This window comes from Streptomyces sp. NPDC090108, from assembly GCF_044747185.1.
In the GTDB taxonomy this organism is placed as follows: domain Bacteria; phylum Actinomycetota; class Actinomycetes; order Streptomycetales; family Streptomycetaceae; genus Streptomyces.
This window is the reverse complement of record NZ_JBIVDQ010000004.1, coordinates 359,790-379,055: the sequence shown is the minus strand read 5'-3', so window position 1 is coordinate 379,055 and position 19,266 is coordinate 359,790. Positions and strand designations below refer to the sequence as shown.

Here is a 19,266-nt window from a genome sequence, read left to right as displayed (position 1 = left end):
GGGAATCCGCAGATGCAGCGGAGAACTCGGCACAGATGGGCTCCGGCGGTCGTCCTCGCGGCCGCTTTTGTCATGGCCGCAGGGGCACAGGGCGCCGCCGTGGCCCTGCCGGCCAGGGCACCGGCGGCCGGCGGGCAGTTCGCATCCTCGTTCGAGACGGGCGATCCGGCGCCCGACTGGCTGAACACCGTCGACACGGCACCGGACGGCTCCAAGCGCGCCTCGGGCGTGGACGGCGGCTACAGCACCGGCATCCCGGGCAACGTCACCGACCATGTGACCGAGGTCCGGGCGAACGGCGAGAACGCGGGCGCGGGCGAGGTGAAGGAGAACCTCGTCGACGGCGAGCCCGGCACGAAGTGGCTGACCTTCCAGCCCGCGGGCTGGGCCGAGTTCGACCTCGACAAGCCCGTGAAGCTGGTGACGTACGCGCTCACCTCGGCCAACGACTTCGACGAGCGCGACCCGCGGGACTGGACGCTCCAGGGCTCCGCCGACGGCAAGGACTGGAAGACGCTCGACACCCGCTCGGACCAGTCCTTCACCGAGCGGTTCCAGACCCGGTCGTTCGACCTCGCCGAGCCGGCCGAGTACCAGCACTTCCGGCTGGACGTGACGAAGAACAACGGCGCGACCGGCATCCTCCAGATCGCCGACGTGCAGTTCTCCACCGGCGGCGGGAACGGCCCGGTGCCGCAGGACATGCTGTCGCTGGTCGACAAGGGCCCGAGCGGCTCCCCGACGGCCAAGGCGGGCGCCGGGTTCACCGGCAGGCGGGCGCTGCGCTACGCCGGCCGGCACACCGCGGCCGGGCACGCGTACTCGTACAACAAGGTCTTCGACGTCGATGTGAAGGTCGGCCGTGACACGCGTCTGTCGTACCGTGTCTTCCCCTCGATGGCCGACGGCGACCGCGACTACGACGCCACCAACGTGGCCGTCGACCTCGCCTTCACGGACGGCACCTACCTGAGCGGCCTCGGCGCGACGGACAGCCACGGCTTCCCGCTGACCGCGCGCGGCCAGGGCGACGCCAAGGTGCTGTACGTCAACCAGTGGAACAACGTGTCGTCGGCGATCGGCTCGGTGGCCGCCGGCAAGACCGTCGACCGGATCCTGCTGGCCTACGACTCCCCCGACGGCCCCGCGAAGTTCCGCGGCTGGCTCGACGACGTCGCCCTCAAGACGGTGGCCCCGGAGAAGCCCAGGGCCCACCTGGCGGACTACGCGCTGACCACCCGCGGCACCAACTCCAGCGGCAGCTTCTCGCGCGGCAACGACTTCCCCGCGACCGCGCTCCCGCACGGCTTCAACTTCTGGACGCCGGTGACCAACGCGTCTTCGCTGAGCTGGCTCTACGAGTACGCACGTGCGAACAACGACGACAACCTGCCCACGGTCCAGGCGTTCAGCGCGAGCCACGAACCCAGCCCCTGGATGGGTGACCGGCAGACCTTCCAGCTGATGCCCTCGGCCGCGAGCGGCACCCCGGCGACCGGCCGCGAGGCACGGCAGCTGGCCTTCCGGCACGAGAACGAGACCGCGCGGCCGTACTACTACGGGGTGCGGTTCGAGAACGGGCTGAAGGCCGAGATGACGCCCACCGACCACGCGGCGGTGATGCGATTCACCTACCCGGGGGCGGACGCGAGCGTCCTGTTCGACAACGTCACCGAACAGGCGGGCCTCACCCTGGACAAGGAGCACGGCGTCGTCACCGGCTACTCCGACGTGAAGTCGGGGCTGTCCACGGGCGCCACCCGGCTCTTCGTGTACGGCGTCTTCGACAAGCCGGTGACCGAGGGCTCCTCCAGCGGGGTCAAGGGCTACCTGCGCTTCGACGCGGGCGCCGACCGCACCGTCACCCTGCGCCTGGCCACCTCGCTGATCGGCATCGACCAGGCGAAGGCCAACCTGGCGCAGGAGATCCCGGACGGCACCTCCTTCGACACGGTCAAGTCGCACGCCCGGCACACCTGGGACAAGCTGCTCGGCAAGGTCGAGGTGGAGGGTGCCACGCAGGACCAGCTGACCACGCTGTACTCCAGCATGTACCGGCTGTACCTGTACCCGAACTCCGGCTTCGAGAAGGTCGACGGCAAGGACCGGTACGCCTCCCCGTTCTCCGCGATGCCGGGCCCGGACACCCCCACGCACACCGGCGCGAAGATCGTCGACGGCAAGGTGTACGTCAACAACGGCTTCTGGGACACCTACCGGACCACCTGGCCGGCGTACTCCTTCCTGACCCCCTCGCAGGCCGGCGAGATGGTCGACGGGTTCGTCCAGCAGTACAAGGACGGCGGCTGGACCTCCCGCTGGTCCTCCCCCGGCTACGCCGACCTGATGACCGGCACCTCCTCCGACGTGGCGTTCGCCGACGCGTACGTCAAGGGCGTGAAGTTCGACGCGAAGGCGGCGTACGACGCGGCCCTGAAGAACGCGACCGTGGTGCCCCCGTCGTCGGGCGTCGGCCGCAAGGGCATGAGCACCTCGCCCTTCCTCGGCTACACCAGCACCGCCACCGGCGAGGGTCTGTCGTGGGCGATGGAGGGTTACGTCAACGACTACGGCATCGCGAAGATGGGCGAGGCGCTGTACAAGAAGACCGGCGTGAAGCGGTACAAGGAGGAGTCGCAGTACTTCCTCAACCGCGCGCAGGACTACGTGAAGCTCTTCGACTCCAAGGCGGGCTTCTTCCAGGGCCGTGACGCCCAGGGGAACTGGCGCGTGGACTCCGCCAAGTACGACCCGCGCGTGTGGGGTTACGACTACACGGAGACCAACGGCTGGGGCTACGCCTTCACCGCCCCGCAGGACAGCCGGGGCCTGGCCAACCTCTACGGCGGCCGCGCGGGCCTCGCCGACAAGCTCGACGCCTACTTCGGCACCCCGGAGACCGCCTCGCCGGACTTCGTCGGCTCCTACGGCGGTGTCATCCACGAGATGACCGAGGCGCGGGACGTCCGGATGGGCATGTACGGCCACTCCAACCAGGTCGCGCACCACGTGATCTACATGTACGACGCGGCCGGCGAGCCCTGGAAGGCGCAGGCGGACGTCCGCCAGGCGCTCTCCCGCCTCTACACCGGCAGCGAGATCGGGCAGGGCTACCACGGCGACGAGGACAACGGCGAGCAGTCCGCCTGGTACCTGTTCTCCTCGCTCGGCTTCTACCCGCTGGTCATGGGCGGCGGCGAGTACGCCATCGGCTCCCCGCTGTTCAAGAAGGCGACCGTGCACCTGGAGAACGGCCGTGATCTGGTGATCAAGGCCCCGCGCAACAGCACGAAGAACGTGTACGTGCAGAGCGTGAAGGTCGACGGCCGATCCTGGAACTCCACCGCGCTCCCCCACTCGCTGCTGTCCAAGGGCGGGGTGCTGGAGTTCGGCATGGGTCCGAAGCCCTCGTCCTGGGGCACGGGCAAGCACGCCGCCCCGGTCTCCATCACCCAGGACGACAGGGTGCCGGCGCCGCGCGCGGACGTCCTGAAGGGCGACGGCGCCCTGTTCGACAACACCTCGGCGACGGACGCCACGGTCACCTCGGTGGACCTCCCCGTCAGCGGCGCGGTGAAGCCCGTCCAGTACACGCTGACCTCGTCGGCGGACCACACCAGGGCGCCGGCCGGCTGGACGCTCCAGGGCTCCGCCGACGGCACCACGTGGAAGACGCTCGACCACCGCACCGGTGAGTCGTTCACGTGGGACCGGCAGACGCGGGCGTTCACCGTCGCCGCACCGGGCTCGTACGCGAAGTACCGGCTGGTGCTGGACGGCGAGTCGACCCTGGCGGAGGTGGAACTCCTGGCCTGACGCCCCCGGGACATCCCGGGGCACGGAGAAGGGGCGGACCTGGACGGGTCCGCCCCTTCGCCGTGCGGTGCCGCTGGGGAGCGCTCAGTTCCCGCTCCCGGTCATGCCGTGCTCACGCTGTCGCCGGGCACGGGCTCAGCCCACCGCCAGTGCGAAGACGTGGAGGTCGGTGTTCCGGGGGAGGCGGACGCTCTTGACCGTGCGGCCGGCCGGGGCGGTGAACGGGGTGGTGGCGAAGACGTAGGTGGCCACCGGGTCCTTGTCGGCGCCGGCGACATTGCGGTAGGCCGTCCTGGCGACGACCTGGTTGCCGTAGTGGACGCTGCCCCCGCCGCCGCCGACGGTCCAGTCGGTGAACGACAGGTCGACGGTGCCGGTCGTGCCGTCGGTGTAGGTGACGGTGGCCTTGGTCTGCTGGTCGCCGTTCACCGCGCTGCCGATGAAGGACAGCCTGGCGGCCGGGGTGGCCAGTTCGACGGTCTGGCCGGCGGCCGAGGCGTTGTCGGCGCGGCCCGCGGGCGAGCCGGGCCAGGTGAAGGTGAGCCCGTCGGCCGTGTCCCGCGTGCCGGGGGTGAGGCCGGCGGCGGCGAGGGCCTGGCGGGAGTAGCTCCAGCCGCCGCCGTCGTAGTCGGCCTCGTCGTGGTCGCCCTGGTCGTCGGAGACGCCGGTGCTGTTGTAGGCGGCGAGCAGGGTGCCGGGGGCGGCCACGGTCAGCGAGACGGGCTGCTCGTAGGAGGTGTCGCCCGAGGTCACCGTGACCTGGGCGGTGGCGAAGCCCTGGGGGGCGTCACCGGCCGCGGTGAGGGTGACCTCCCGGGAGCCGTCGGTGACGGTGCCCTCGGCGGGCTCGGCCGTGACACCGGCCGGGGTCCGCACCCGGAAGCGCACCTCGGGTCCGGTGCCGCCGTTCAGCGCCAGCGCGCGGATGGCGACCTTCGTGCTCCCGCCGGGCGCGAGGGTGGCGGCCGTGGGGCCGACGCCGATCTGGTACGGCTGCTCGCCCTCCCGGAAGGACGGCGGCGGGGAGCCGGCGCCCCAGGTACGGTCCGGGGTGGTGGCGAGGGTGTAGTCGAGGCGGCCGCCGTCCCGCACGAAGGAGGCGGGCAGCCAGGGACGGCCGCTGGTACGGCCGTCGACCTTCAGGGACCGCACGTAGGGCGCGTCGGCCGCCGCTCCCCGGGCGCGGACGGAGATGTCGTTGCCGTGCGGGCGCTTGATCTCCACGCGCTCGAACAGCGGTGAGGCCAGGACGAGTTCGGCACGCGAGGGCACCTGGGGGTACATGCCGAGGGCGGAGAAGACGTACCAGGCGGACATCGCGCCGAGGTCGTCGTTGCCGGGGATGCCGTCCGGGCGGGTCGACCACAGCTGCCGCATGGCCGCGCGGACCGTCTCCTGCGTCCGGTACGGGGCGCCGGCGTAGTCGTACAGGTAGGGGACGTTGAGCGAGGGCTCGTTGTCGAGCTCGGACTTGGTGCCGCCGTTGCCGGTGAAGGCCCAGGCGCCGTCGGCGGTGTGGAAGAAGGAGTCGAGCCGCGCGAGGGCCTTGTCCGTGCCGCCCATCGCGGCGAACAGGCCGGCGGGGTTGTGCTGGACCATCCAGGTGTACTGGGCGGCGCTGCCCTCCACGAAGCCGTTGCCGGTGTCCGGGGTGAAGCCGGTGACCCAGCTGCCGTCGGCCTTGCGGTTGGCGGAGTAGCCGCCGCCCGGGTCGGCCGCGATGTCGAAGTTGTTCTGCCACCACTGGGCGCGGCGGGCGAACTCGGCGGCGGTGTCCTTGCGGCCGGCCGCGCGGGCGAGCTGGGACAGGGAGAAGTCGGCGGTGGACATCTCCAGGGTCTCGGCGGCGCCGCCCCAGGCGTTGGAGACGCTGGGCATGTAGTGCAGCTTCAGGTACTTGTCGAGCGAGGGCCGCTGCCCGGCCGACAGCACCGGCTTGCCGGACGCGGACAGGTCGGCGGGCGTGGGGACGGTGGCCGCGCGGATCAGGGAGTCCAGGGCGCCGTCGAGGTCGAACCCGGTGCCGCCGAAGGCGCGGATGCCGGCCAGCGCGGTCGGCGAGGGGTCGCCGTTCATGACGTGGGTGCCGCTCGCGCCGTGCAGCCAGCGGTCCCAGGTCCCGCCGTTCTGCCGGGCGAGTTCGTACAGCGACTGCGCGATGTCGGAGCCGGTGCGCGGGTCGAGGAGGGTGAGCAACTGGACCTGGTCGCGGTAGACGTCCCAGCCGGAGAAGGTGCCGTACTGGGCGCGGTGGCCGCGGCCCGTCCGGTGGACCTTGCCGTCGCCGCCCCGGTAGCGGCCGTCGGCGTCGCTGATGACGTTGGGGTGCAGCAGGGAGTGGTAGAGCGCGGTGTAGAAGGTCCGGCGCTCGTCGCCGGTGCCGCCGCCGACGCGGATGGCGCCGAGCCGGTCGCGCCAGGCACCCCGGGCCGCCTCGCGGACGGTGTCGAAGGAACGGCCGGGCGGGTTCTCGGCCTTGAGGTTCGCGGCGGCGGCACGCGGGCTGACGTAGGAGATGCCGACCTTGGCGTTCACCGGTCCGGTGCCGGGTGCGAAGCGGACGTATCCGCCGGCGCCCTTGCCGGCGACGGGCCGGCCGCCGTGCGAGAAGCCGCCGGTGCCGCCGGAGGCCTGCGTGGAGCCGGGGTCGAGCTTGTCGTCCTGCCAGGTGCCGGAGGCGGCGAAGTCCCGGTCGAAGCGTGCGGTGAAGTACAGGGTGTAGTAGGACCGCTGGCCCTCCGGGTCGAGGTAGCCGCAGAAGTTGCCGGAGGTGACCGAGCCGGAGACGGTCCGGGTCGCCGGGTCGATGGTGACCGTCGAGTTCTCCGATCCCACCTCGGAGTTGGCGGTGCGCACGAGCAGCGAGGCGGGCTTGCCGGCCGGGTAGGTGAAGCGGGCCGAGCCCGTGCGGGCGGTCGCGGTCAGGTCGGCGGTGACGCCGGAGGCGAGGCCCACCTTGTAGTGGCCGGGCTCGGCGGTCTCGTCGGTGTGGCTGAAGTCCGAGGCGTAGACGGCGTCCTTGGTGTCGCTCGCCGGTGAGGAGGTGACCTCGCCCGCGTAGGGGAAGAACGGGATGTCGCCGCTGCCGCCCGCGCAGCCGGTGCCGGACATGTGGGTCAGGCTGAAGCCGCGGACGCGGGTGGCGTCGTACTGGTAGCCGCCGGGTGCGGCGGTTCTGGTCGCGTCGCCTCTGGTGTTCTCCGGGCTCCAGGAGAGCATGCCGAAGGGCACGACGGCACCGGGGAAGGTGTCGCCGCCGTTGCTGGTGCCGATCAGCGGATCGACGTACGGGGTCGGGTCCTCGACCAGTTCGGGGGGAGCGGCGTTCGCCGCGAGGGCGGGGGTGGCGCCGCCGGCCGCGAGCACCGCGGCGAGCAGCACGGACAGGGGACGAAAACGCATGACGCGGCCCTTCCTCCTTACGGACGGGTCGCGCACCACCGGTCGCACAAGCCGCAGGGACAGTAACGTGCGCCACCGGTACCACGGAAGACCGCGTACGCCGGGGCGGACAGCGGCGCGGCTTCGGCCCGGATCACCCGGCCGGGCTACCTCAAGTGGGTTGACATCGTTGTCGATCGAGGCGGTAGAGTCATGTGCAAACCATCAGACAACGTTGTCGTGCTCCACCCCGGTGAGGCCGCGCGAGCGTCCTCGCCGCACAAGCCACGCAACACCCGCGCGCCGCGCGGTGATCAGTGCGTTTCCCGGATCCGCCGGTCCCGCGACAGTCGCGGGGCCCGCGGGACCGGCCGTTCCCGTGTGCCGCGGGAGCCGCCCGGCAGGTGCGGCACGCGCGCGTGCGGGACCCGCGGGACCGGCGCCGTTCGCGGCGCCCTCAGGACCAGCGTCACCCGGGCGGCAACCACCCCCCTTGCCCGCCCGGCTCGCGGACCCGGTGGACACAGCCCACTCTCACCGGGTCCGCCCGGAGCGGCGAAGGGCCGCACCCCCGTCACCGGGAGTGCGGCCCTTCAGCGCTGTGTGCGGAACCGTCAGTTGCGGATCAGGTTGCGCAGCACGTACTGCATGATGCCGCCGTTGCGGTAGTAGTCGGCCTCACCGGGGGTGTCGATGCGGACGACCGCGTCGAACTCCACACCGGTGTCGGTGGTGACCTTGACCGTGCGCGGGGTGGTGCCGTTGTTCAGCTCCTCGACGCCGGTGAAGGAGAAGGTCTCCTCGCCGGTCAGACCGAGGGACTCGGCGGTCTGCCCCTCGGGGAACTGCAGCGGCAGGACGCCCATGCCGATGAGGTTCGAGCGGTGGATGCGCTCGTACGACTCGGCGATGACGGCCTTGACGCCGAGCAGCGCGGTGCCCTTGGCGGCCCAGTCGCGGGACGAACCGGAGCCGTACTCCTTGCCCGCGAGCACGACGAGCGGGATGCCCTGCTCGATGTAGTTGCGCGAGGCGTCGTAGATGAAGGAGACCGGCGCGCCCTCGACGGTGAAGTCGCGGGTGTAGCCGCCCTCGGTGCCCGGCGCGATCTGGTTGCGCAGGCGGATGTTGGCGAAGGTGCCGCGGATCATGACCTCGTGGTTGCCACGGCGCGAGCCGTAGGAGTTGAAGTCACGACGCTCCACACCGTGCTCGGTGAGGTACTTGCCGGCCGGGGTGTCGGCCTTGATGGCGCCGGCCGGGGAGATGTGGTCGGTGGTGACCGAGTCGCCCAGCTTGGCCAGCACGCGGGCACCGGCGATGTCGGAGACCGGGGCCGGCTCCATGCCCATGCCCTCGAAGTACGGGGGCTTGCGGACGTAGGTGGACTCCGCGTCCCACTCGAAGGTGTTGCCGGTCGGGATCGGCAGCGCCTGCCACTGGGCGTCGCCCGCGAAGACGTCCTGGTAGGACTTGTTGAACATGTCCTCGCCGATGGCGTTCGCCACGACGTCGTTGACCTCGGCCTCGGAGGGCCAGATGTCGGCCAGGAAGACCGGCTTGCCGTCCTGGTCGACGCCGAGGGCGTCCTTGGTGATGTCCACCTTCATGGAACCCGCGAGGGCGTACGCGACGACCAGCGGCGGGGAGGCCAGGTAGTTCATCTTGACGTCGGGGTTGATGCGGCCCTCGAAGTTGCGGTTGCCCGAGAGGACCGAGGTGACGGCGAGGTCGTGGTCGTTGACCGCCTTGGAGACCTCCTCCGGCAGCGGGCCGGAGTTGCCGATGCAGGTGGTACAGCCGTAGCCGACGAGGTTGAAGCCGACCTTGTCCAGGTACGGGGTCAGACCCGCCTTGTCGAAGTAGTCGGTGACGACCTTCGAGCCCGGGGCGAGGGTGGTCTTGACCCACGGCTTGCGGGTCAGGCCCTTCTCCACGGCCTTCTTCGCGACGAGCGCGGCGGCGACCATGACGTACGGGTTCGACGTGTTGGTGCAGGAGGTGATGGCCGCGACCGTCACCGCACCGTGGTCGAGGGTGTAGGTCGAGCCGTCGGGGGCGGTGACGGTGACCGGGTTGCTCGGCACGCCGTCGACGGTGGCCGGGGAGTCGGAGGCCGGGAAGGACTCCTTGCCCGCCTCGTCCGCGGTGTCGACGTAGTTGAGCACGTCCGTCTTGAACTGCTCGGCGGCGTTCGCGAGGACGATGCGGTCCTGCGGGCGCTTCGGGCCGGCGATCGAGGGGACGACGGTGGAGAGGTCGAGCTCCAGCTTCTCGGAGAAGTCGGGCTCGGCGGCCGGGTCGAGCCAGAGGCCCTGCTCCTTGGCGTACGCCTCGACGAGCGCGACCTGCTGCTCGGAGCGGCCGGTCAGCTTCAGGTAGTTCAGCGTCTCGCCGTCGATCGGGAAGATCGCGGCGGTGGAGCCGAACTCCGGCGACATGTTGCCGATGGTGGCGCGGTTGGCCAGGGAGGTGGCGGCCACACCCTCGCCGTAGAACTCGACGAACTTGCCGACGACGCCGTGCTTGCGCAGCATCTCGGTGATCGTGAGGACGAGGTCGGTGGCGGTGGTGCCGGGGGTCAGCTCACCGGTGAGCTTGAAGCCGACGACGCGCGGGATGAGCATGGAGACCGGCTGGCCGAGCATCGCGGCCTCGGCCTCGATGCCGCCGACGCCCCAGCCCAGCACACCGAGGCCGTTGACCATCGTGGTGTGCGAGTCGGTGCCGACCAGGGTGTCGGGGTAGGCCTGGCCGCCTCGGACCATGACCGTGCGCGCCAGGTGCTCGATGTTCACCTGGTGGACGATTCCGGTGCCCGGCGGGACGACCTTGAAGTCGTCGAACGCGGTCTGGCCCCAGCGCAGGAACTGGTAGCGCTCCTTGTTGCGGCCGTACTCCAGCTCGACGTTCTGGCCGAAGGCGTCCTTCGTGCCGAACTTGTCGGCGATGACGGAGTGGTCGATGACCAGCTCAGCCGGGGAGAGCGGGTTGACCTTCGCCGGGTCGCCGCCGAGCTCCTTGACGGCCTCACGCATGGTGGCGAGGTCGACGACACAGGGAACGCCGGTGAAGTCCTGCATGATCACGCGGGCCGGCGTGAACTGGATCTCCTGGCTCGGCTGGGCCTGCGAGTCCCAGCCGCCGAGGGCGCGGATGTGGTCGGCGGTGATGTTCGCGCCGTCCTCCGTGCGGAGCAGGTTCTCCAGCAGGACCTTCAGGCTGTACGGCAGCCGGGCCGAGCCCTCCACCTTGTCCAGCCGGAAGATCTCGTAGGACTCGTCGCCCACCTGCAGCGTGCTGCGGGCGTCGAAGCTGTTCGCCGACACGACAGTCTCCTTCATTGATGTGCGCGTACCACCGCATCCTGCCGCCACGCCGGTCCGGCCGATCCGCTAAGGTAAGGCTAAGTTAGGTAACCCTTACTAGGGTGGCGGCCACGGTGCGCCTGGGCAGATATCTCGATGTCGAGATAACTCTAGTACATGGGGGCTGGATGGTCATGCCCGGATGGGTGACGGGGGCGCCTCCGGGGCCCCAGGAGCGGCACGGAACCCCGGGGGCGACCCCGGAGCGGGCGGGCGGCGTGACGCGCCTCTCATCGTCCGGGCCACCCCCTCTTCCTCCGGATGCACGAAAGGCGGCCACTCTTTTCGGTGAACACAGCATGAAACCGGACCAGTGAACCAGGAGTGGACAACTCCGGCAACTCGCCATAAAGACCCGAAACGCGCTGGTCATTGACGTCGCGTCACCCGAATGGACCCCCCAGGAGGCGCCATCTCATATCTGAGATAGCCTCAACCTCATGTCAGACGACTACCTCGTACGCATCGGCAAGCTCATCCGTGACGCCCGGCAGCACAGGGGCTGGACGCAGACGCAGCTGGCCGAGGCGTTGAGCACCAGCCAGAGCGCCGTCAACCGCATCGAGCGCGGGAACCAGAACATCAGCCTTGAGATGATCGCCCGGATCGGTGAGGCCCTGGACAGCGAGATCGTGTCGCTGGGCTACGCGGGACCGATGCATCTGCGGGTCGTCGGCGGCCGCCGGCTGTCCGGCGCGATCGACGTCAAGACCAGCAAGAACGCGTGCGTCGCGCTGCTGTGCGCGTCCCTGCTGAACAAGGGGCGCACGGTCCTGCGCCGGGTGGCCCGGATCGAGGAGGTCTACCGCCTGCTGGAGGTGCTCAACTCCATCGGCGTGCGCACCCGCTGGATCAACGACGGCGTCGACCTGGAACTCGTCCCGCCGGCCGAGCTGGAGATGGCCGCGATCGACGCGGAGGCGGCCGTCCGCACCCGCTCGATCATCATGTTCCTCGGCCCGCTGCTGCACCGCATGGACCGCTTCATGCTGCCGTACGCGGGCGGCTGCGACCTCGGCACGCGGACCATCGAACCGCACATGATCGCGCTGCGCCGGTTCGGCCTGGACATCGCGGCGACCGAGGGCCAGTACCACGCCGTGGTGGACCGCACGGTCCGCCCCGACCGCCCGATCGTCCTGACCGAGCGCGGCGACACGGTGACCGAGAACGCGCTGCTCGCCGCGGCCCGCCACGACGGCGTGACCGTCATCCGCAACGCCTCCTCCAACTACATGGTCCAGGACCTGTGCTTCTTCCTGGAGGCCCTGGGCGTACGGGTCGAGGGCATCGGCACCACCACCCTGACCGTGCACGGCGTGCCCAACATCGACGTCGACGTCGACTACTCCCCCTCCGAGGACCCGGTCGAGGCGATGAGCCTGGTGGCCGCCGCCGTGGTGACCGAGTCGGAGCTGACGGTCCGCCGCGTGCCCATCGAGTTCCTGGAGATCGAGCTGGCGGTCCTGGAGGAGATGGGCCTCGACCACGACCGCAGCCGCGAGTACTTCGCCGACAACGGCCGTACCCGCCTGGTCGACCTGACGGTCCGCCCCTCCAAGCTGGAGGCGCCGATCGACAAGATCCACCCGATGCCGTTCCCCGGCCTCAACATCGACAACGTCCCGTTCTTCGCGGCCATCGCGGCGGTCGCCCAGGGCCAGACCCTGATCCACGACTGGGTCTACGACAACCGCGCGATCTACCTCACGGACCTCAACCGCCTCGGCGGCAGGCTCCAACTGCTCGACCCGCACCGCGTGCTGGTCGAGGGCCCCACGCGCTGGCGCGCCGCCGAGATGATGTGCCCGCCGGCCCTGCGCCCGGCGGTCGTCGTCCTCCTGGCGATGATGGCGGCCGAGGGCACGTCGGTGCTGCGCAACGTGTACGTCATCAACCGCGGTTACGAGGACCTCGCGGAGCGCCTGAACTCGATCGGCGCGCAGATCGAGATCTTCAGGGACATCTGAGACGCACGCACATGCCGCCGCACCTCGTCCGGCCCGCTGTTCAGCGGGCCGGACGAGGTGCGGCGGCATCTCTGGGACTTCTCGAGGGGCGCGATGCGAGCTTCGGGGCGGGATGGTGAGGGGCAGAAGTACGCGTTGACCTCGGACGAGGACGACAGCGACTTCTGGGGTCGGGCCCGAACCTCTCCACGCACAGATCCGAGCTCTGCCGGAACGGAGCGATCACCTGGTCGAGCTCGCACGTCACGCGGTAGGCGCGCCGGCGAGGTTGTCGCGGGTGGCGAGCGTGGCGGGGTGTTCGCTTCCCCGTGCGCGTTCGTAGTGGGTACGGGCGCGTCGGGGACAGCGGATCGCCGTGTGCGCGAGGCACTGCTGTCGGACGAACAGTCTGGTTCCGGGACCGTCGACGAGCTCCACCATCTGACACGCGCGGCCCGTGAGCGGGGACCGGCGGTGGACGTCGTGACGGTACCGGGCTGCAGCTCGGAATCCGTATACCCTTTCGCAGCCGACCTCAGCGCCGGCTTCCAGCCGGGCCCGGCCCGGAACGAATCAGGGGGACGAGATGACCATCACAAAAACCTCACGCCCGGCAGTATCCGTGCCCGGTCGTACACCGGGCGCCGTCGGCGCCCTCTTCAGCGACGAGGCGTCCGCGGTGACGAGAGCCGTGCCTGGCGCGGCCCGGAACCTGCCGCGGCCACTGGACACCCTGACCTGGCAGGAGCCCTCCGCCCTGGACGACGGAGACGACGGCGCGCGGTGACCGCATGGTCCGAGGCACGTCGCCTCTCGCCGCTCGGCTGATCCGGCCAGGCGCCCAGCGCGGTCAGTGGTTGTGCCGAGCGGCGTGGTCCTTGAGCCTGCGGGATCTGCGGCAGATCCGCCAGGACTTGAGCCGTGCCCTGCCGCGTTCGACGGGGGCTCGGGCCCGGGCGAGTGCGCGTGGATGTTCCTCAACCCCGTAACCCCGTACGACGATCGTTACGTCCAGGGGCCCTGCGGTCTTGACATCGGCCACCTGGTCCCGCTCACCGAAGCGTGAGACTCCGGCGCCCAAGAGGTGCAAAGGCTGTTTCCGTGTCCGGCAGGCCGGCCCTTGACGCCACATAGCTTTACGCGACGCGGACTTGTCGATCTGGCGGCCTGAGCGTTTCGGTTGGAGACGGCGGCGGCCCCCACCCTGCGCGGATGGGGGCCGCCGTCTCTCTGCGGTCGTCGTACGGAGGACGGCGGGGCCGGTCTCCCCGGGTCAGGCGCGGCGGTTGCGGTTCAGTGCGCGGCAGGCGAGGTCATAGGCCATGCCGGCGATCGCGAGGGTCACCGCGGGCCAGACGACGCCGGGCTGTACGTGGCCGGTGACGATCGCGGCCGTCAGGCTGGAACCTCCGCCCGCAGCCGTCAGAGCCGAGACCGCGGAGACCGGGGGGACCGGGATCCCGACGCGCCGCCACGCACGCTCCTGCACGGGGCCGGCGTCGCGGCGGTCGCCACCGTTCTCCGCTTCCGCGGACTGCTCGCGAAACCTCTTGTGCTCCCTGCCTGCAGAAGCACGCCGATTCGTGTCACGCTGGGAAGGCATAGCGCTCCATCTACTGAGTTCGACCGGCTGTTGCCGTTTGGTGGACCGGGGCGTTCAAAGGGGTGGGCGCACCGCGTGCCTAGGAACACGCGGCGTGCCCACCCCTTACTCCGGCTTCTTCATGCACCTCTCCCGCAGCTTTTCGAGCCTCCGGACCACTACGCGGTGGCGCCACGACAGGCTGAGGCTTCTGTCGATGAGCACATTGGCGCTCATGAGGACCAGAGGCGTCGTGACTTGGATGAAGGCGAGAAGGCGGTCGTTGCCGACGAGGCCCATGACGTCGCTCAACGCGACGGCGAAACTGACCGCCATCGCGGAAGCCAACAGCACCGCGCGGCTCCGTGCCCGGTGCACCTTGCGGGCGCGCGCCTCGTGAAGCTTGCGCTGCTTGGCCTGCCGCATGCGCACCTGTGGGGGGACGGCGGGGACGGCGGGAGCGTTGAAGGTCTCTTCCAGGGCTGCGGATTCCGCCCACCGCTCACGGAGCTTGGCGCCGTCCGAGATGATCGACTTCAGTCGGTCGGCCTGGACCGTGGGCGACTCCCGCAGGTCCACGGGCGCCCACAACGCGTTCGAGATCTCCTTGAGCAGCGGATCGTCGCTCTCCCTCAGCGCCATCCGCGTGAACTCGGCCTCGCTGAGCCTCGAGGGCGGGTCGTCCCATCGCGAAGGCATGGCGGGCAGCTCCAGCTCGTCCATGTCGTCGACCGAGTCACGCTGCTGCGGGACCTCGCTGTTCGGCTTCACTTCTCCTCCCCCTCCTTCGTGGCGAGCTCGTTCTCGGGCTTCTTGGGCGCCTTGAGCACCTCCGGCTTCTTCTCCGTCCTCAGCGCCGCGAGCAAGTGGCTGAACTTCGTACGGGCCCGGCTGGTGTGCGTGCGTTCGGTGCTCTCCGGCACTTTCTTGACGGCAGCGCGCTCGCTCGCGGAGTAGCCCTCGGCCATGAGGATCAGACTCAGCCGGTAGTGCTCGGGGAGCGAGGCCAGCACGCGGCGAATCGCGGTCACGTCCTCCGAGTCCGTCCAAGCGTCCTCGGGCGTGGTGTTGACGACGAGCGCTTTCCTCACCTGCTCAGGAATCACGGCATCGTCGCCGTCGGATGCGTGCGGCAGCGGGGTTTCCTGTACGCGGCGCTGGTTCGCGCGGAGACGGTCGATCGCGCGGAGATTGACGACGTGCTGGAAGTACGCCTGAGGGCTGACCATGTCGCCCCACGCGGCATAGACGGCCGTCATGGCGTCGGCCGACACTTCCTTGGCGTCCTCGAGGCTCAGACCGTAAAGCCGCATCGCGAGGCCGGCGCCGCGCGAGAACCACTCGTCGTTGAACCGCGTGAAGGAGTCCGCGGTCTGAGATCGGTCTTCGTGCCCTGTCATGGGCTCCCACCCATCTGATCCGACACCTGCCCACCCCTTCACTCCGAGAGCCGCGCCTACACCTCCTTCGTCGTCCCAGAGATGCCTTGCGTCCCACCGTGTGACGACCGTCACGAAAAAGAGTGAACGGTGGGACCGGAGAGCAGGAGGCAGGCGTTCCAGCCGGACGATGGACGGCCCGCCCGTGGCCTTGCCGTGCTCGGGCCGGCGTCGGGCGGCCTCGTCACCCAGCAGCTGCGCAACCTCTTCCTCGAAGACCGGCACCGGCACCTCGCCATACCGCTCGATCGTGGACGGGTCACCGGTCCGGGCGGGCCACCGATGCCTGGCGGTGCCGTCCCTGAGAGAGACGGCCCCCTCGCGCGGATCGACCAGCTCGCCACGGCGAGCGTCTGCCTGCCGCGGCCGGCGTTCAGTCCAGCCTGGCCGACGGTCTGCCACAGGTTCGCCCAGTGATCCCGATTCCGCTCCTGGGCCCGGCCGCACCGCGAGCCGGCGGCGGACACGCTCATGGCGAACAGCTCCGCGGGGTGCGCTCGCCGTGTACCACCGTGAGCGGATGATCGAAGAGACGATTGCCGAGGTGTTCGCCGCGGGCGGCTGTCAAGGAAGCCTGAGCGCGCTGGAGATCGACGGGCCAGGACGGCTGTCGGTGGCGGGCGGCGAGCTCGCGGTGGCGGCCTCCACCTTCAAGGTCACTATTGGTCTGGAGTTCTTCTGCCAGGCGGCGGAGGGGACGCTGGACCTCACCGAGCGGGTGGTCGTCTCGCCGGCCGAGGCGTCGCTGGGTGGCCAGGGGCTCTGCATCACCGAGGACCCGGTCGAGATGTCGCTGCGGGATCTCGCCCGGTCGATGCTGACCATCAGCGACAACACCGCGACCGACGTGCTGATCCGCCGGGTCGGCATCGAACGGGTCAGAGCGCGCCTCGACAAGCTGGGGTTCACGGGCTTCCATCTGCCGGGCACGATCCAGGACGAGTTCGACACCGCGGCCCGGGACATCGGATTCACCGGCTGGGGCGCGATGGCCGACGCGATGCGGGACGCCGCTTCGCCGGAGGAGGGCGACGCGATCTGGCAGCGGGTGCTGGCGTCGCCGGGGATGCGGCCGGGGCGGATCGGCAGTGGGACCGCCGACGACCTGGCCGGCCTGATCCGCGCGGTCTGGCGGGACGAGGCAGGTCCCGCCGAAGCGTGCGCGAACCTGCGCCGGGTGATGGGACAGCAGCGGCTCACCCGGAAGATCGCCACCGGATTCGGACCCGAGGTGACGGTCGCCTCCAAGTCCGGCACCGTGCCGGGCGGCGTCAGCAACGACGTCGGCGTGGTCACCTTCCCCGACGGCCGGCGGTTCGCGGTCGCCGTCCTGACCCGGCCGCTGACGCCCGGAACACCCACGCGCGAGGGCGTCCTCGGCACGGCGGCGCGGGTGGCCCTGGAACACCTTCGCGCGAACGGGTCGCACCACCGCGAGTGAGGATCACATCACTGCGAGTGAGGATCTCGGCGCACGCCGGGGCGCGGAGGCGCGGTCGGCGGGGTACGTCACCGCGCCCCGGCGTCCTGCCGCGTCCACCTGCCGGGATCGGTGTGGCCCGACAGGGAGGGGGTGCCGCCTGGGCAGGAGATCTCCGACCGGATGCGCAGCCGGTCGGCGAGGGCGTCCTTCGGGCCGCCGCATCTCGTCCTGCTCGCTGCTCAGCGGGTCAGGACGGGGTTGCGGCGGCATCTTCGTGCTTCGTCCGGAGCTGCGGGGCCACGCGGGCGGATCGCCCCTGGGTGCGGGGCGCGGGGCTTTCTACAGCTTGGTCATCTTGGTGTACGGGCTCGGGATCCGCCTCTGCTCCGAGCCGAAATCCACGGTTGCCGCGATCCCGTTCTCGACGCCGATCACCCGGCCGAGGCCGTACATGTCGTGCGTGACCTGGTCACCCGTGGCGAAGTGCTTCGGGTCAGGTGTGAGCGGGGCTTTGAAGGGGCTGCTGGGCAGATGTCTCTTCGGCGTCGCATGATTTGTCATCGCCCTCAGTATGCGCCTATGAACCATGCTGGTGTCGACCTCACCGCAGCCCGTACAGATGGGCGTGGACCGCCGGGGCCGGTCGCCGGCGTCGGACTCGCCCCGAGGGCCGGGTTCCGGCAGGCCCGGCCGGGGTGTCACTCTCCGAGACGCTCGCCCTGATCGCGATGGGCGGGGGCGCCCTCGGGGCTGCTTCTCAGGGCTGCTCCTCGGGGCTGCTCCTCGGCGGCCGGTTCGCCGGGACGGCCGGTCTCAGGGGCCGGGCTCAAGGGTGGCCGGGCTCAGGGGTGGCCGGGCTCAGGGGTGGCCGGGCTCAGGGGTGGCCGGGCTCAGGGGTGGCGGTGATAGGCCTTGTTCGCGATGCGCCAGCTGTCGTGGGTGCGGATCAGCAGGAAGACGTCGGTGAAGGTGTCCGTGCCGTGCGAGAGGGTCATGGCCGCGGTCGCGACGGTGCCGTGGACTTCGACGGCGTCGACGCGGCGGGAGCGGGCCGGTTCGTCGGGGGCCGGGCGGCCGTCGAAGAGGGCGCAGTAGTCGTCCAGGGGCCAGGAGACGAACGCCCCGTCCCGGATTCCCTCGATGTGGGCGGTGGGCAGGAACGCGTCGCGGAAGTGGGCGGGGTCGCCGGTGGCGTGTCCGCGGATGTAGGCGCGCAGCGGTTCGAGCACGGCGTCCTCCAGCGCGCTGTCCTCGGCCGGTGCGCCGGTCGTGTGCGGTGTGGTCATGCGGGTCAGCGTGGTCCACGGTCAGGGCTGCGACAAGCGCGGATCTCGCGGGCCGGCCCTGCGGGGCGCGCATGGCCGCTGGTCATACTGGGGCCATGGAACTGACGGTGTGGCGGACCTTCGTGACCGTGTGCCGGCTCGGGTCGCTGTCGGCCGCGGCCGCGGAGCTCCACCACACGCAGTCGGCCGTCTCCCGGCAGATCGCCGGGCTCGAACGGCAGCTCGGCGTGCCTCTGGTGGAGCGCCATGCGCGCGGGGTGCGTACGACGCCGGCCGGCGAGGTGTTCCGGCGCCATGCCCTGACCACGCTCGACGAGGCCGACCGCGCCGTCCGTGCCGTACGGGACGTCCGTGACGGGGCGTACGAGCGGCCGTTGGCGATCGGGGCGACGCCCTCTCTGGCGGCGGGGATCGTCCCCGAGGCCGTCCGGGGTCTGCTGGAGGACGCCGGAGCACTCCGGTGGAGTCTGCTTCCCGGGCTGAGCGCGGAGCTGCACGACCGCGTGGCCGCCGGCGATCTCGGCGTCGCCGTCGTCACCGACGCACCGCCCGGGCTCCCCGACGACCCGCGGGTCGAGCGGCGGTTCCTCGGACTGGACGACATGGTCGTCGTCCTGCCCGTCGGTCATCCGCGGGCCGGCGGCGGGCCGGTGCACGTGGCGGCGCTGGCCGGCGAGACCTGGGTCGAGGACAACGACGGCTCGGCGGCGCTCCTGCGCCGGCACGCCGCCCGCGCCGGGGCCGGCGTCCGCATCGGTCTCGCCGCGGCCGATCTGCCCGGCAAGCTGGCCCTGGTCGCCACCGGCCACGCCATCGCGCTGATACCCGGGGTGCTGACGCGCGCGCTGCGGAGCGACGTCACCACCGTGGCCCTGGCCGATCCCCCGGCCCGCGGCGTCTACACGATCACCCCGCGCCGTGACCCCCACCCCTGGGCGGCACCCCTGGGCGACCGGCTCGCCGCGGCCTTCGCGGGGCCCCGGCGCTGAACGGCCGCCTCCCCACGAGATTCAGCCGCTCTT

General features: G+C 70.8%; 11 protein-coding genes and 1 pseudogene. 5 read left to right on the top strand and 7 right to left on the bottom strand.

Features of this window, described 5'->3' with window-relative positions:
• Positions 1–72 precede the first annotated feature (72 nt).
• Positions 73–3,816, top strand: coding sequence for a GH92 family glycosyl hydrolase (locus ACIPRD_RS16550; protein WP_401563638.1), 3,744 nt, complete (start codon positions 73–75; stop codon positions 3,814–3,816).
• A gap of 135 nt (positions 3,817–3,951) precedes the next feature.
• On the opposite strand, the gene ACIPRD_RS16545 is transcribed toward ACIPRD_RS16550, so the two are convergent.
• Both ACIPRD_RS16545 and acnA read right to left on the bottom strand, forming a co-directional pair.
• On the bottom strand, positions 3,952–7,218 hold the full coding sequence (locus ACIPRD_RS16545) for a GH92 family glycosyl hydrolase (RefSeq protein ID WP_401563635.1): 3,267 nt from the start codon (positions 7,216–7,218) through the stop codon (positions 3,952–3,954).
• Positions 7,219–7,811: 593 nt separating this feature from the next.
• Positions 7,812–10,526, bottom strand: coding sequence for an aconitate hydratase AcnA (gene acnA, locus ACIPRD_RS16540; protein ID WP_356405852.1), 2,715 nt, complete (start codon positions 10,524–10,526; stop codon positions 7,812–7,814).
• A gap of 479 nt (positions 10,527–11,005) precedes the next feature.
• Here acnA and ACIPRD_RS16535 point away from each other — a divergent pair, with 479 nt between their 5' ends.
• Complete coding sequence (locus tag ACIPRD_RS16535) at positions 11,006–12,535, top strand: helix-turn-helix domain-containing protein (protein WP_401563632.1); 1,530 nt, start codon at positions 11,006–11,008, stop codon at positions 12,533–12,535.
• A 601-nt stretch (positions 12,536–13,136) separates the two neighbouring features.
• Positions 13,137–13,301, top strand: coding sequence for a hypothetical protein (locus tag ACIPRD_RS16530; protein WP_401563629.1), 165 nt, complete (start codon positions 13,137–13,139; stop codon positions 13,299–13,301).
• Positions 13,302–13,787: 486 nt separating this feature from the next.
• Here the strand turns inward: ACIPRD_RS16530 and ACIPRD_RS16525 are convergent, their stop codons facing one another.
• The 3 genes from ACIPRD_RS16525 to ACIPRD_RS16515 form a co-directional block, all read right to left on the bottom strand.
• The gene (locus ACIPRD_RS16525) at positions 13,788–14,003 is read right to left on the bottom strand and encodes a hypothetical protein (RefSeq protein ID WP_401563626.1); all 216 of its coding nucleotides are present in this window, start codon (positions 14,001–14,003) and stop codon (positions 13,788–13,790) included.
• Between the two features lie 219 nt (positions 14,004–14,222).
• Entirely contained in the window at positions 14,223–14,867 is a 645-nt protein-coding gene (locus ACIPRD_RS16520) for a hypothetical protein (RefSeq protein ID WP_401563624.1), read from the bottom strand.
• Positions 14,864–15,496, bottom strand: a complete 633-nt coding sequence (locus ACIPRD_RS16515; RefSeq protein ID WP_401563622.1) for an RNA polymerase sigma factor — start codon at positions 15,494–15,496, stop codon at positions 14,864–14,866. Before ACIPRD_RS16515 ends, ACIPRD_RS16520 begins: the two co-directional genes overlap by 4 nt.
• A 559-nt stretch (positions 15,497–16,055) precedes the next feature.
• Between ACIPRD_RS16515 and ACIPRD_RS16510 the strand changes: the two genes are divergently transcribed.
• Positions 16,056–16,976: a serine hydrolase gene (locus ACIPRD_RS16510; RefSeq protein WP_401563619.1), complete on the top strand. Its 921-nt coding sequence runs from the start codon at positions 16,056–16,058 to the stop codon at positions 16,974–16,976.
• Between the two features lie 321 nt (positions 16,977–17,297).
• On the opposite strand, the gene ACIPRD_RS16505 is transcribed toward ACIPRD_RS16510, so the two are convergent.
• Positions 17,298–17,519 (bottom strand): hypothetical protein, encoded by a 222-nt coding sequence (locus tag ACIPRD_RS16505; protein ID WP_401563617.1) that lies wholly within the window; start codon positions 17,517–17,519, stop codon positions 17,298–17,300.
• A gap of 329 nt (positions 17,520–17,848) precedes the next feature.
• Positions 17,849–18,202 (bottom strand): annotated as a pseudogene (locus ACIPRD_RS16500) (nuclear transport factor 2 family protein); the annotation flags it as partial.
• A 137-nt stretch (positions 18,203–18,339) separates the two neighbouring features.
• Here ACIPRD_RS16500 and ACIPRD_RS16495 point away from each other — a divergent pair.
• Positions 18,340–19,233, top strand: a complete 894-nt coding sequence (locus ACIPRD_RS16495; RefSeq protein ID WP_401563615.1) for a LysR family transcriptional regulator — start codon at positions 18,340–18,342, stop codon at positions 19,231–19,233.
• Positions 19,234–19,266: the final 33 nt, after the last annotated feature.

What these genes read in the sequence shown, in the direction of transcription:
- ACIPRD_RS16550 (WP_401563638.1), top strand. Translation starts at nt 73, where the DNA reads ATGGCCGCAGGGGCACAGGGCGCCGCCGTGGCCCTGCCGGCCAGGGCA.
- ACIPRD_RS16545 (WP_401563635.1), bottom strand. Translation starts at nt 7,218, where the DNA reads ATGCGTTTTCGTCCCCTGTCCGTGCTGCTCGCCGCGGTGCTCGCGGCC.
- ACIPRD_RS16535 (WP_401563632.1), top strand. Translation starts at nt 11,006, where the DNA reads ATGTCAGACGACTACCTCGTACGCATCGGCAAGCTCATCCGTGACGCC.
- ACIPRD_RS16515 (WP_401563622.1), bottom strand. Translation starts at nt 15,496, where the DNA reads ATGACAGGGCACGAAGACCGATCTCAGACCGCGGACTCCTTCACGCGG.
- ACIPRD_RS16510 (WP_401563619.1), top strand. Translation starts at nt 16,056, where the DNA reads ATGATCGAAGAGACGATTGCCGAGGTGTTCGCCGCGGGCGGCTGTCAA.
- ACIPRD_RS16505 (WP_401563617.1), bottom strand. Translation starts at nt 17,519, where the DNA reads ATGACAAATCATGCGACGCCGAAGAGACATCTGCCCAGCAGCCCCTTC.
- ACIPRD_RS16495 (WP_401563615.1), top strand. Translation starts at nt 18,340, where the DNA reads ATGGAACTGACGGTGTGGCGGACCTTCGTGACCGTGTGCCGGCTCGGG.